9 protein-coding genes are annotated in these 13,817 nt (G+C 43.7%); 6 read left to right on the plus strand and 3 right to left on the minus strand.

The annotated features are described in order from the left end of the window. Positions 1-299: 299 nt before the first annotated feature. Positions 300-1,637: a C40 family peptidase gene (locus ACY8DX_RS06055; RefSeq protein WP_462406388.1), complete on the plus strand. Its 1,338-nt coding sequence runs from the start codon at positions 300-302 to the stop codon at positions 1,635-1,637. Positions 1,638-1,880: 243 nt separating this feature from the next. Here ACY8DX_RS06055 and ACY8DX_RS06060 read toward each other — a convergent pair whose 3' ends face one another. Continuing rightward, the gene (locus ACY8DX_RS06060) at positions 1,881-6,350 is read right to left on the minus strand and encodes an Ig-like domain-containing protein (RefSeq protein ID WP_462406389.1); all 4,470 of its coding nucleotides are present in this window, start codon (positions 6,348-6,350) and stop codon (positions 1,881-1,883) included. Between the two features lie 302 nt (positions 6,351-6,652). Here ACY8DX_RS06060 and ACY8DX_RS06065 point away from each other — a divergent pair, with 302 nt between their 5' ends. The 5 genes from ACY8DX_RS06065 (at position 6,653) to ACY8DX_RS06085 (ending at position 10,141) form a co-directional block, all read left to right on the plus strand. Next, entirely contained in the window at positions 6,653-7,003 is a 351-nt protein-coding gene (locus ACY8DX_RS06065) for a lmo0954 family membrane protein (protein WP_462406390.1), read from the plus strand. A gap of 19 nt (positions 7,004-7,022) precedes the next feature. Continuing rightward, the gene (locus tag ACY8DX_RS06070; protein ID WP_439803392.1) at positions 7,023-7,658 is read left to right on the plus strand and encodes a PspA/IM30 family protein; all 636 of its coding nucleotides are present in this window, start codon (positions 7,023-7,025) and stop codon (positions 7,656-7,658) included. Between the two features lie 79 nt (positions 7,659-7,737). After that, a complete protein-coding gene (gene liaF, locus ACY8DX_RS06075) occupies positions 7,738-8,466 on the plus strand; it encodes a cell wall-active antibiotics response protein LiaF (protein ID WP_439803393.1) in 729 nt (242 codons plus the stop codon). Next, entirely contained in the window at positions 8,463-9,503 is a 1,041-nt protein-coding gene (locus tag ACY8DX_RS06080; RefSeq protein ID WP_439803394.1) for a sensor histidine kinase, read from the plus strand. The genes liaF and ACY8DX_RS06080 overlap by 4 nt, the downstream gene beginning before the upstream one ends. Next, positions 9,500-10,141, plus strand: a complete 642-nt coding sequence (locus ACY8DX_RS06085) for a response regulator (RefSeq protein WP_049671671.1) — start codon at positions 9,500-9,502, stop codon at positions 10,139-10,141. Before ACY8DX_RS06080 ends, ACY8DX_RS06085 begins: the two co-directional genes overlap by 4 nt. A 105-nt stretch (positions 10,142-10,246) precedes the next feature. On the opposite strand, the gene ACY8DX_RS06090 is transcribed toward ACY8DX_RS06085, so the two are convergent. Both ACY8DX_RS06090 and fdhF read right to left on the minus strand, forming a co-directional pair. Further along, the gene (locus tag ACY8DX_RS06090) at positions 10,247-10,813 is read right to left on the minus strand and encodes a helical membrane plugin domain-containing protein (protein WP_049671670.1); all 567 of its coding nucleotides are present in this window, start codon (positions 10,811-10,813) and stop codon (positions 10,247-10,249) included. Further along, positions 10,806-13,724: a formate dehydrogenase subunit alpha gene (gene fdhF, locus ACY8DX_RS06095; RefSeq protein WP_462406897.1), complete on the minus strand. Its 2,919-nt coding sequence runs from the start codon at positions 13,722-13,724 to the stop codon at positions 10,806-10,808. Before fdhF ends, ACY8DX_RS06090 begins: the two co-directional genes overlap by 8 nt. Between the last annotated feature and the right edge of the window lie 93 nt (positions 13,725-13,817).

Consider the following 13,817-nt stretch of genomic DNA (forward strand, 5'->3'; position numbering starts at 1 on the left):
TTATATAAGTATAATTAAGGTGCAGAATATGGTCGGTTGCTTGTCTAGTTATGGTTCTACGTCAATATGAATCCCTCATTGACATAAATGGATTTATATGGAAAAAATATAGGTTGTTAATCCTGATAAAACCCCAAATTGTGATACATAACGACATTTTGAAATATATTTGTAACATAACGATAACTTAATTGTTATGTTTACATGCTATACTTCAATTTGTTAGAACGTATAGGACGTAAAAAGTAGCTAAAAAGATAGGCTAGATAAATAGATAAATATTATCAGGGGGAAAAAACATGTTGAAGAAGAGTTTTATCGCACTGAACACGGCTTTACTGCTCGGTTTCGGAAGCTATGCGGCAGTTCCGTCAGCAAGTGCAGAGAAAGACCCAGTGAAGCAAGCTGCCGTAGACGAAGCACAAGCAGCGCTTGATAAAGTACAAGCAGAAATTGCTGCACTGAATAAGCGCATCAAGCAAGTGGATCAAGCTGTTAAGGATAACAAAGCCAAAATTGATTCAACTGAAAAAGAAATCACATCAACAAAGAAACAAGTGAAACGCCTTGAAACAGAGATTGCAGATTTAGAAAAACGCATTGAAGAGCGTAATGAAATCTTGAAACAGCGTGCCATTACATACCAACAAACAAATGGTGATGCTTCATACCTAGAAGTTTTATTTGGTTCTACTAGTTTCGGTGATTTCATTGAGCGTATCGGTGCTGTTTCAACAATCGTTAAAGCAGACCGCCAGTTGCTTCAAGAATCTCAAGATGACCAAGCAGCGCTTGAAGAAAAGCAAAAAACAGTTAAAAACAAGCTTGCTAATCTAAATGACATGAAGACAGAGCTTGTCGGCATGCAAGAGGACATTCTTGGACAGCAAGGCCAAAATGAAGCATTGAAAGCGACATTAAAAGAAAAAGAAGCAGAAAGCGAACGCAAATTAGCTGAAGCTGAAGCTCAAAATATTGATATCGTGATTAAAGAAGTGACCGAGGAAGCTGTCGTGGAAGCAGCAGCAACAACGGTTGCTAGAGCTGAATCTGGTTCATCTGAAACAACTACAGCGAAAAAAGAAGAAACGACGACTAGTGAAAAGACAGAAACACAAAAGGAAAGCTCTACAAGTTCTTCCTCTAGCACAAAGCCATCTAACACTAGCTCATCCAACTCAAGTTCATCTAACTCAAGTTCTTCAAGCTCAAACAGTTCATCTTCTAGCAGTTCTACTGCTTCATCCAGCAAAAGCATCCAAAAGGTTGTTTCAGCAGGCTATAAGTACATTGGAAACTCCGTTTATGTATTTGGCGGTGGACGAACTGAAGCCGATATCGCGGCAGGACGTTTTGATTGCTCCGGTTTCGTAAGCTGGGCATTCAGACAAGGCGGATACTCTGTTCCAGCAAGCACAAGTGCGCTTGTATCTGCAGGAACAAAAGTTTCTTACAGCAATATCCAAGTAGGAGACATGGTATTCTTCAATACGTATAAAACAAACGGCCACGTGGGTATCTACGTTGGGAACGGTAAATTCATCGGTTCTCAAAGCTCAACTGGTGTAGCAGTTGCCAGCATGACAAGCGGATACTGGAAAGATACATTCAGCGGACTAGTTGTACGCGTTCGCTAATATAGATTGAAAAGATGCCCCATCAGGTATTATCCTGATGGGGCATTTTTTTATCCTGCTGAACTTCTGATAGTCATCAGCGAGAGTTGAGGAGAAACTAGGCTGATGACTCTTTACTTGATTTGTTTGGCTATTCAGCCGAGCTTGATTATGCTGAGTTTCTTCTATTATATATAGATGCGTGTTTGTATCGGTAAAATGAAAACGTACCTAATGGATTTGTCCATTAGGTACGCAGAATGGTTACTTCTTCTTGACGGTTATTTTCTTTACCTTACTTGTATTGCCGGCCTTATCCTTCGCTGTTACAGAGAGGGTGGTGTCGGCTTTTTGTTTCTTGATCTTGACGGTGTAGGTACCATTTTTCTTTGCTGTAGCTGTACCGAGTGTTTTCTTGCCTGCTTTGACGGTTACCTTTGCTCCGGCTTCTGTTTTCCCTGTGACTTTTGTGGAGCTGATGGTTACTTTGTTGACTGAAGGTGCTGCTGGTGCTGTTTTATCCTTAACCGTTACTTTCTTTGCCTTGCTTGTGTTTCCAGCCTTATCCTTCGCTGTTATGGATAGGGAGGTGCCGGCTTTTTGTTTTTTGATCTTAATGGAGTAGGAGCCGTTTTTCTTGGCAGTGGCCGTGCCGAGTGTTTTCTTGCCTGCTTTGACGGTTACCTTCGCTCCGGCTTCTGTTTTCCCTGTGACTGTTTGTGTTTTATCTGAGACTTCTTTGACAGTAGGGACACCTGGAGCGGTTTTGTCCTTAACTGTAATCTTTGTTTTGGCGCTTACCAAGCCGGTTTTCTTATCTGTTGTCGTTGCATAAAGGATAGTACCGGCTTTCAGTTTACTTGGAAGCTTAATTGAATATTTACCGCTTGAGGCTGTTGCGGTAAGCTTCAATTTCTTGTTATCCGTAATAGTGACCTTTGAACCGGAAGCGGCTTTGCCTGTAATGGTCTTGCTGGCATCAGATACGGCATTGATGCTTGGTTTTTTTGGACCGGAAACTTTATGGATTGTAATCGTTTTGGTCACTTCATGTCCAACAAGATCTGTAAGCACAAATTCCACTTCATTAGCTCCACCTTCTAGTGGGATCGTAATATCTTTTGTTTTCTTAAATTCTTTATAGACTGGTCCATCTCCCATATCGACGAACGTATTGATTTCTTCATTTCCGTTAACCAATAGACGGAGTGCGTCATAATTATCAGCAGCTGTCACCGTTACTTTTTGGCTGGAGGATGATGTGTACTCCTTATACTTGATATCAAGCTTTGGAGCTGTTATGTCGATATAGATCTCACGATTGAAGTCAATTTTATTGCCAGCTATATCAGCTGCGAAGAAACGAATATCATGCTTCCCTTCCTTACTGAAGGTGAGGATGTCCTCAAAGTTATGACGTTTCTTTTCCTCATCCCAAACTAATGACAATTCTTTTGTTTTTCCCTCGTATTCAACCTTTACATAGGCTAGTTTGGAATCATCTGTTACATACCCTTTGATTGGAACCTCTAATGAATTAAATTCTCCAGCCGCTGCCGGAATATCGGAAACGATGTATGGGATGGTCTGATCATTGGATGTTTGGTAATCTTGGTTTCCGGCATAGTCATGAGCTGTTACTTTAATATCATCGCCATCTTCAATGACAACTGGTGTTTTGCTCTCTTTAAATGTGAAATCTGTCAGTTTAACGCGGTATGTCTTATCCTTCGTTGGTTCAACATGCTCCTGCAGCTCTTTTCCGTTGATGGAGAGGGAAATGTATTTAATACCCGAGCCTGAACGGGTGTCAGCTGCGTTGAAGGTGATAGACTTTGTTTCATCATCATATTTTAGTTTTGAGACTGTTGGGGCCGTATTATCTACTAGAATCGGTATCTTAAATACTTGCGGCTGCTTGCCTGCATAATCAATTGTTGATTTGATCTGGTAGAAATACTTCCCTTCAGCGACTAGTTTATTATTTGCCTTGCCATCCCACTTTGTCATGGATGGTTTGATAGATACACGGGTGGAGGCATAGTAATTCTTCCGCTGTTCCTTGTCTGTAAATAGTTTGCGAAGAACATTGCCCTTCGAATCGACGATAGAGTATTCTACTGTCTTTGCATTCCGTAAGAAGGAAAGGGCAGGTGCTGCTGTGTCATATACTCCGTCTCCATTTGGAGAGAAGGCAATTTGGTCAGGATTCAGCGTTTTCTTGAAAGGATTGATTCCGTAATATTCACCGGTAACAGGGTCAATAATGCCGGTATATCCATAGAAGGAGTCTGCTTCACTTGGCAGCGGGTCGATAATATTTGCTTTATTCCAGTCCCCTTTAAAGCCGACGAATGGGACGGACAGCGTTGGAAGGGAATCTTCCTTATTTTTGGCTTTCAAGAAGACAAAACCTTCTGTGAAGTAACCGTTTTTGAATGCTTTTTCAAGAGCTGTTTTGGCATTCTTTAAATTAATCGTAATGGTGATATCCTTAGATTTCCCTGCTTTGATGGTTACTGCTTTATCAGAGGTAACGACTGCTTTGGAAATTTCCTCTGGTGTCAATGCATTGTACAGGTCACCATCTATTTCATACAAGGCATCGGTTAGCACGCTTGTATCAATTGTATAGGCTGCATCCTTTTTGCTGAAGTTTGTGGCTGTTAAGGTGAAGGAGAATTGGTCTTTGGTAATTTCCTTCAAGGAGACCTTTCCTTCGTTTGTACCCTTTTGGACAACATAGACTGGTGTATGGATGGCTGAGTTCAACTGCATGACTCCTGCCCCTTGTCTACGTGGTGAATAATAGGTTGTACCTTCTGGATCCTTAATGGTTGAAGATGTATTCATTAATAAGGTTTTAGCGCGTTGGACCTTTTCTTTGCCTGTAAGCTTAGGGAAGGTCTTTTCAACATATTGGAGGACAAGTGCTGAACCTCCGGCTACATGTGGGGCAGCCATGGAAGTTCCACTCATAACACCGTATTTATCATTATTTAAAGTAGAATAGATTTTTCCGCCTGGTGCTGTAATTTCAGGCTTGAAATCAAGATTTGGTGTTACGCCCCATGAAGTAAAGGTAGATAAATGGCCGGCTGTAAGGTTTGCAAGCTGAATCATATCACCGGTGAATTTAACTTTTCCGTTACCGCCTGCTTCTTTTATTTTCTCCTCAAATTTCGTTCCGTCGTTGATTCGCAAGGATACGAGTGGAATCGTTGGATTGTTTAATGCCATGCTGACGAAGTCGCCATGTGCAGGTGTACCTCTTACGATGACACCGCTTGCTCCGGCATCTTCCGCTTGCTTTTGGATTTCTCCATAATTTGGATTTGCTGCATTTCTGACAGCAAAGACAATCTTGCCTTTAACATCCTTGCCCTCATATTTATCAGGGGCGCCATCGGCTACATAGACAACTTCCTGTTCAGCCTTTTTGAACACATCAAGCGGCAGCGGAGAAGATTGTGTTTTGTAACCCGCCTCATAGTCAACACCGCCGATAGTGAAGATGAATTTATCGACAAATACATGTGTGTTCTCTAGTGATGCAACAGAGAGAGAGTCCTTTGAAAGACTTGGTGCTCCAACCAATCCAATATCAGGGTTGGAAGCGAGCGGGTCATAATAGCCATCAGAGAACTGAGCAGAGTTCCCGGCAGAAATGGCCATAAGGACCCCATTCTTTACGGCTCTCTCAATCGCCATTTGCTCTGGGTTTTCAGCGTTCTGGAAGGAAGCTGTTGATCCTAGGCTCATATTGATGACATCAGCTCCAAGCAAGATAGCATCATCAATTGCCTTGATGTAAATATCTCCCCAAGTAGATGGCATCGCTGCATCATTTCCGAATACTTTCAGCCCCAATATTTGTGTTTCAGGTGCTATTCCCTTAATCCCGCCAGTTTCCTTTTGGCCATTAGCGCCAACCGTTCCGCTGACATGCATTCCATGCATGGATGCATCTGAACCGAGGTCAAGGATTTCTTGGTTTTTGTCATAATAATTGTAGCCATATGGTACTTTGGCTGTGTGATATTTACCTGGAAGCTTGTTCGTGGAGATGGATGCTTTTACATCATTTTCGGATAATTTGGCTTTCTTTTCATTGGTGAGAACCATATCCTTATGGCTAGGGTCAATGCCGGTATCGATGACACCAACAACGGTGCCAGTTCCATTATAGCCGTCGAGCCAAGTCTCCTCAGCTTGGACAATGTCTCCGCTTGAGACCATGTCTGGTTTAACTTTAGGACGTTCATATTCATTAGCAATATAAACAGATGAAACATTCGATAGGCTTTCAATCTTAGGAATATCAGAAACCTTTGTCTCTCCGCTGACACCATTAGCAACAACTGTGAAGGTATTCTCAACGGAGAAATTGATTTTCTTCTTCTTGATGGAGGAAAGAAGGCTTGATTGTTCCTCCTTCACGGGAGCTTGTAAGGTATTTTGTTTGGATTTCGATAAATCCTTGAAAAGGACACCTTGTTCGGTCGCATATTCAATGGCCGGGCTTCCTTCCAGTTCAATGATGATTCGGACCTTTTCATCAGGATGATCAAATTGGCTTAAATCCAGTTTTGTTTGAGCCTTGGTTTCTTGGGGGCCTGTGCTTTTTTGGTCATTTGAATTTGCACTTGCACTGCCAAGCCCGAAGAATAAATTGGAGAGTAATAGGATAACCGCCGCGATAACGGCTGTTCCCTGCTTGAACCTATTTTTCAACACGATTTCCTCCTTTTATTTGTTTGATAGAGAAGAAGAGATGCCCCCCTTTGCCTAGGTATGTAGTTGGAGTCATGAGACTACCAATATGTTAAATTTACCACTCTAGTTCTTTTAGATAAAGTAAATTTTGCAAATATTTAGTATATTAAGGATTTTGATGGGGAAGCATGTGATATCTTTGTTTCTTTTGTCACGCGAAAGTCGCAGAGGGCAATCGGTCTGGAGACCTAGCTAAAAATCAAGCTCAAGGTCGTTATTGTTAAAGGGGAAAGGAGCTAAACTTGAACTATAAGGAGGGAATGAAATTGAAAAATATCGGAATTATCATCATCGCCATCATCGCAGGCTTTATTGTCATTGGAAATATAGGATCCATTCTAGTCTTGGCCATCACATTGGGTGCGCTCTATTTCACCTTTAAGCAATATTTAAAGGCTGGGGACAAGAATGGGAAGATTATCTGGGGCATTATCGGAATCATTATCTTGATTGCCGCCATTAGCAATCTGCCTGCTTTCATCGGTCTAGCTGCCATGGTGCTCCTGTATTATCTATACAAAAATTATGAAGAAGAGAAGGCAGAAAAGAGAAGTAAGGAAGACCCATTCAAGAAGTTTGAAAGGGAATGGGAAGAGTTAAGCAAAAAATAAAAAAAGGAGTGCTTAGAGCATGAATGATTTATTCACAAAATTAAAAAGAACATTGGAAGCTGATTTATATGAAGCAATGGAGACGAAGGATAAGAAGCATCCTTTGTATAAGCTGAATCAATATTTACGGGAATCGGAGACGGAGGTACAGCAGGTTCAGCGATTGATTGAACGCCAGTATCGCTTGAAGGAGGAAGTGAAGCGCGAGCAGCAATCGGCTGCCGGAATGGCAGAGAAACGCAAAGGCCAAGCGGAAATTGCCCGCGCGACAGAGGGAGCAGAGGAATTGTATGAGTATGCGGTACGGGAACAGGCCATTTATGAGGACCGGGCTTCCCGGCTGGAGCATATGCTTGTACAGATTGATATTGACCTTAAGCAGCTGGAAGAGAAATTTACAACGATGAAGCAAAGCCTGAAGGATATGCAAATTAAAAGGCTTGAATTGATGGGTCAGGATAATTTATCCAAGGTGCATGGCAAGATTGATGGCTTGATTGAGAAGGGAGCCGCTCCGAACGGAAAGCGGAAATCTTCAAAAGGGGAAATCGACGGCTTAGATATGAGGGCAAGGACAAATCATTATGGAATGATTATGGATACGCGTCTTGCTGCGTTAGAGAAAGAGACAAAAAAGAATGAGGATTTGAATTAGAAAGATGGTATGCTAATAGATAGGGCGCAGGCTTTGTGACTTGCGTCCTATCGTATCTTTTTTAGCAGGGGGCAATGATATGTCAGGGACGAAGGAACAATCACAATTAAAAATCATATTGGTTGGCATATTAATTGCAGGCTTATTTGAGATTATATTCATCCGGTTTGATGAGCTGCTGTTCAATGGAATTGTGGCTGCTATCTGCCTGTTTTATGGATATAAGAAATACGCTACTTTAACCGGTAAGATTGTCTTATGGGTCGGCATTTTTTTTGCTTTGTCAGGGTTGATCAGCTTATTCGTCATACGTGCCATCATTTTTATTATATTATTAGTTTTTCTTGTTCATTATTTACAGAAAAGACGAAAGCCAGCTGAAATCACTCCTTCCTTTGAAGGGCATAAGGACGAAGCAAATTTTGTGACGGTTCATGGTCCCGTATCAAGCCGATTATTTGGGAACCAATCGACCCCTGAGGATATTTTCGAATGGGATGATATCAATATTGCTGTTGGATTTGGAGATGTGGTGATTGATTTAAGCAACACCGTGCTCCCGAAGGAAGAGTCGATTATCTCCATCCGAAATATCGCCGGAAATGTGGAGATTCTCATTCCATATGATATTGGTGTTAAGCTCTCCCATACAGCACTATACGGCTCGATACGCTTATTTGACCAGGAAAAACGCGATATACGCAATCAGCAGATTGCTTATAAAACGGAAGGATATGAGGAAGCGGGCAGCCGCATTAAAATCATGACCTCTATCGGTGCAGGAAGCATTGTGGTGAGAAGGGTATGAGTATCGTAAAACGCCAGATTCTCCTCTGTCTGACCATTGCCGTAATCGTTGTTATCATAATAGCAGGAGCCTATTATTATGTATTTAAGCCAGCTGACTGGGGGCCCTTCTATGAGAAAGATATTTATCATATTCCATTTATTCTATTTGTCCCGAGTGCCGCCATTGTCACTGGCTTGTTATTCGGGATTGCGAGCGGTTCCTTCTATAAAAGTGAGATTAAGAGTCTTGATGAGTCTCTACATAAGTTGAAGAAGGGGGAGTCTCTTGAGCACGGCAAGGAGCCGAAAATCACCGATATTCGGGAGGCGGCTGAGAAACTTCAGGATGTGCAGCTTATTCTGCTTGAACAGGTAAGACGAACCCAAGTCCTTGCCACGGAGAAGACGGAGGAGCAGGAGAAATTGGTACAAAGCATGGTGAGGGAGGAGCGGAACAGATTGGCGAGAGAATTACATGATTCAGTGAGCCAGCAGCTTTTTGCGGCCTCAATGCTCATCTCCGCCATTAATGAATCACCTGATGCATCAGAAGAATGGCGTACGAAGCAATTGAAGCTGACAGAGGGAATGATTCAACAGTCCCAGCTCGAGATGAGGGCGCTTCTTCTTCATCTCCGGCCAGTTCAGCTCAAGGATAAGAGCTTAAAAGAAGGGGTAGACAGCCTCTTACATGAGCTGAAGCAGAAGGTGCCCTTTGATGTTAACTGGAAGGTAGATGACCTCTTATTGGAGAAAGGGATAGAGGACCATCTATTCCGTATTCTGCAGGAATCTGTTTCAAACACGCTTAGACATGCTAAGGCCAGCAGGCTGGATATTTATATCGTTAAGCATGAACAATCGGTCATCATGAGGGTGATTGATGATGGCAAAGGCTTTGATACAACTTCTGCAAAAGCAGGCTCATATGGTTTGCAGAATATGAGGGAGCGGGCGCTCGAGATTGGCGGCACCTTCAAGATTATTTCATTTCCAAATCAAGGAACACGTGTGGAAGTGCGCGTTCCAATCGTGAATGTAGGTGATAGCAAATGATAAAGGTAGTATTGATTGACGATCATGAAATGGTACGGATAGGAGTCTCTGCCTACTTATCCTCACTTGTGGATATCGATGTTGTTGGTGAGGCGGGAACCGGTGAGGAGGGAGTAGCATTAGCGCTATCTCTGCGGCCTGACATCATCTTGATGGATTTGGTCATGCCTGGTATGGACGGCATTGAGGCGACAAAGCACATCATCGCTAAATGGCCGGAGGCGAAAATCATCATTGTCACGAGCTTCATTGATGATGAAAAGGTTTATCCTGCTCTAGAGGCTGGAGCAATCAGCTATATGCTGAAGACCTCAAAGGCGAGCGAGATTGCTGATTCCATCAGGGATACGTACAATGGTCAAACAGTCTTAGAGCCTGAAGTTACCGATAAATTGATGGCTAAGCTCAGAAAGCCGAAAACACATGAATTGCATGAGGAATTGACGAGCCGGGAAAAAGAAATCCTGCTGTTAATGGCGAAAGGTAAATCCAATCAAGAAATTGCGGATGAATTATTCATTGCCATTAAAACGGTTAAAACCCATGTAAGCAATATCCTGGGTAAATTACAGGTACAGGACCGGACGCAGGCCGTGATTTATGCATTCCGGCATCATTTAGTAGAAGCAGAGGGATAAGATAATCCTCTGCTTTTTGATGATAAGCAAAATGTTAGAATGTACGATAAAAAAGCTGCCCCCAGCAAGCCAAAATCCCTGGCTTTTTGGGGACAGCCCTCTTTATTAATCGCGATCGTGCATTCTTCCCTGATAGTCACGTGTTCTATTTTTCTGAGCAGCCTGCTCCTCAGGCGGCTGAGTGTTACGTTCAAGGTCTTCTGTATCTTCGCCCATACCGCGCAAGAATTCGATTAAAAGACTGATGGCACGGTTGACTTCAGGGTCCTTTAAGGTTTTGGCAAGTCCTAGATAACTGAGTGACTTGTCCGAATCCTTGTTCTCGGCCATGCGGGCAACACCGGCATTTAACTTTACGACAAATGGTTCAAGCTGCTGAACGTTGATTGTGCCGAGCACACCGACTAAGAGCAGCATATTCTTGATTAGATTGGTTGCTTCCGGGTTATCAAGTGCTTTCACGATGGTGTACATGACCTTATCTCCTTCAGCGAAAAGGCTTGCTGCCATCGTTAAGGCACCCCGATTATTGATATGCTTTAATAAATCAATCGTTTCAAGAATGGCGTCCTTGTTATCAAGAAGAGCATTTTCTATTTCGCGAAGGTCCTGAGCTCTTTTTTCTTCCTCTGTCATTTCAATCTTGACGACATTTTTAATTGCCTTAGCCATTGTTTTTCCGCCCCACTTTCGCTAAATCTCCAGGGAAGATATAATCTTTGCGCGCCCATTTGCGTTCAACCTCGACTCCCTTTTGCGGGTTGGGATTTCCGTTCCGGTGGTTGATGCGCGGAAGCGGGTTGTCGCCGTCATAGCTGATGATTTCCATCTTCGCTGAAATTTCCTTATAGGCTGGTGTATCTGTGTCTTTATCAGCAAAGCTTGATGTCAATAGATTGATTGCTCCATCGCCCGAATCATTTAATGGAAGATAGACTTCCTTCCCTTTAACTCGATCGGTGATGAGGCATTTAACCTTCGCAGAACCGTATGGAGAGGTCAAACGGACGAGCGTGCCATCCTTCAGGCCTCTTTCCTCGGCTAGCTCAGGGGACACCTCAAGGAAGACTTCTGGTGTTTTCGAGGTGATGCCTTTTGATTTATAGGTCATATTCCCTTCATGGAAGTGCTCGAGCAAGCGTCCGTTGTTAATATGCAAATCATATTCCTCATCAAATTCCAGCGGCTTTGTCCACTCGACTGGGAAGAGTCGGGCTTTGCCATCCGGGAACGGGAACCGGTCCTTGAATAGGAGGGGTGTATCGGTACCATCTGGTTCAACCGGCCATTGTAATGTATTGTAGCCCTCTAGTAAATCATAGGATACACCGGCATATAGAGGGGAGAGGGATGCGGCCTCCGCCATGATTTCACTTGGATGGTTGTAATTCCAGCCTGCTCCGAGCTTATTGGCGACCTCCATGATAATCTGCCAGTCCGGCTTGGATTCACCAAGCGGCTCCATGGCTTGATACAATCGCTGGATACGGCGTTCCGTGTTGGTAAAGGTTCCTTCCTTTTCAAGGCTCGGTGCAGCAGGGAGGACAACATCTGCAAACTCAGCTGTTTTTGATAAGAAAATATCCTGTACAACGAAGAAATCAAGCTTTTCAAAAGCGGCATGGACGTGATTGATATTGGAATCAACCAACCCCATTTCTTCTCCCTTAAGGTACATTGCTTTGAGAGAGCCGGCATGAATGGCTTCAATCATATCGTGGTTATTCAGGCCTGGCCGGTCGGTTAATTCTACGCCCCATGTTTTTTCATACTTTGCCCTTACATCTGGATCTGACACAAATTCATAGCCTGGGAACCGGTCCGGCATACTGCCGAAATCACTTGCACCCTGTACATTATTATGGCCGCGCAGCGGATAGGAGCCAGCACCTGGACGTGCATAGTTTCCGGTAATCAGCAATAGGTTAGAGATGGCTGTGCTTGAATCACTGCCGCCAAGATGCTGGGTGATTCCCATTGCCCAAAGCACACATACGCCGTCAGATTCATGAATCGTTTTGGCGATGGTGATTAAGTCTTCTTTTGAGATGCCAGTTACCTCTTCGGCATAATCAAGGGTGTATTTTTGAATGCTCTCGATATATTCTTCAAGACCATTTACTTTCTCATCAAGGAAGCGTTGGTCAGCCCAGCCCTGGTCTACGATGTATTTCGTCACCGCTGAAAGCCAAACAAGGTCAGAGCCGACTTTTGGCTGTACAAATAGGTCTGAACGATCGGCCATTTCATGCTTTCGGATATCGGCAACGATTAATTTCTGGCCGTGCAATTTATGAGCACGTTTCACGCGGGTTGCGAGCACGGGGTGAGACTCGGATGTATTGGAGCCAATGACGATTACGCAGCTTGCCTGTGCAATATCGGTAATGCTGCCGGAGTCTCCGCCATAGCCTACTGTGCGGAACAGGCCGACCGTTGCAGGGGACTGACAATAGCGGGAGCAGTTGTCCACATTATTTGTACCGATAATGCCACGAGCGAGCTTTTGCATGAGATAGGATTCTTCATTCGTACATTTTGAGGAGGTGATGAAGCTTAGAGCATCAGACCCGTGTTCCTCCTTAATTTCCGTGAATTTAGAGGCAATGAGACTAAGTGCCTCCTCCCATTCTGCTTCACGGAAATGGTCACCCTCCCGAATAAGCGGTTTCGTGAGACGCTCTTCACTGTTGACATAATCCCAGCCGAACTTCCCTTTTACACAGGTAGAGATGCCGTTGGCTGGCGCATCAACTTGCGGCTCTACTTTCAAGATTTGGCGGCCTTTTGTCCAAATATCGAAGCTGCAGCCCACACCGCAATAGGTACATACGGTTTTGGTTTTTTTGATTTTTGCATCACGCATAGCTGATTCTACATCCGAAACGGTGAGGATGGAGCCATAGCCTGTCTCTACTCCCTTGATGATTTCAATCATCGGGCGAAGGGTAGGCTTCTCAATGGCGGTAAGGAACCCGGCTTCCCCAACCATGCCTTTTTCCATCATGGCATTACATGGGCAGACAGTTGAACAATGTCCGCAGGAAACACAAGAGGATTCATTGATCGGTACATCATTATCCCAAATGACGCGCGGCTTATCGCTCTCCCAGTCTATGCTCAATGTTTCGGTTACTTGAACATCCTGGCAGGCTTCAACACAGCGTCCGCATAGAATACATTGGTCTGGGTCATAGCGGTAGAATGGATGAGAATTATCCTCCTGGTATGGCTTCGGCTCAAAAGGGGTGCTTTGGTGGTTGATTTTCATTTCTTTGACGGTATTATGTATCTCGCAGCCCCCGTTATTGTAATCGCAGACCGTGCAATACAGTTCATGCTTATGAAGAATCCGGTCCATCCCAATGACCTGGGCTTTCTTCACTTCCTTTGATGCGGTGTCGATAACGTCCCCTGGCATGACGATTGTTGAACAGGAACGCACCAATTCACCGTTCACGCTGACAATGCAGGTGTCACATGTTTCAATTGGACCTAAGCTCGGATGATAGCAAACACTGGGAATCTCAATTGAGCTATCTGAAAGCAATTGCAAAACCGATTGCTCATCCTTCAGCTCCATATCGACTCCATTGATTTTGACCTTATTATCGCTCAAATGGATAAACCCCTTTCGATAAAAAATACCCCATATTAAACACACTTATGGAATCTC

Source organism: Gracilibacillus sp. Marseille-QA3620, from assembly GCF_054950035.1.

What these genes read in the sequence shown, in the direction of transcription:
- ACY8DX_RS06085 (WP_049671671.1), top strand. Translation starts at nt 9,500, where the DNA reads ATGATAAAGGTAGTATTGATTGACGATCATGAAATGGTACGGATAGGA.
- ACY8DX_RS06055 (WP_462406388.1), top strand. Translation starts at nt 300, where the DNA reads ATGTTGAAGAAGAGTTTTATCGCACTGAACACGGCTTTACTGCTCGGT.
- fdhF (WP_462406897.1), bottom strand. Translation starts at nt 13,724, where the DNA reads ATGGAGCTGAAGGATGAGCAATCGGTTTTGCAATTGCTTTCAGATAGC.
- ACY8DX_RS06080 (WP_439803394.1), top strand. Translation starts at nt 8,463, where the DNA reads ATGAGTATCGTAAAACGCCAGATTCTCCTCTGTCTGACCATTGCCGTA.
- ACY8DX_RS06065 (WP_462406390.1), top strand. Translation starts at nt 6,653, where the DNA reads ATGAAATTGAAAAATATCGGAATTATCATCATCGCCATCATCGCAGGC.
- ACY8DX_RS06070 (WP_439803392.1), top strand. Translation starts at nt 7,023, where the DNA reads ATGAATGATTTATTCACAAAATTAAAAAGAACATTGGAAGCTGATTTA.
- ACY8DX_RS06090 (WP_049671670.1), bottom strand. Translation starts at nt 10,813, where the DNA reads ATGGCTAAGGCAATTAAAAATGTCGTCAAGATTGAAATGACAGAGGAA.
- liaF (WP_439803393.1), top strand. Translation starts at nt 7,738, where the DNA reads ATGTCAGGGACGAAGGAACAATCACAATTAAAAATCATATTGGTTGGC.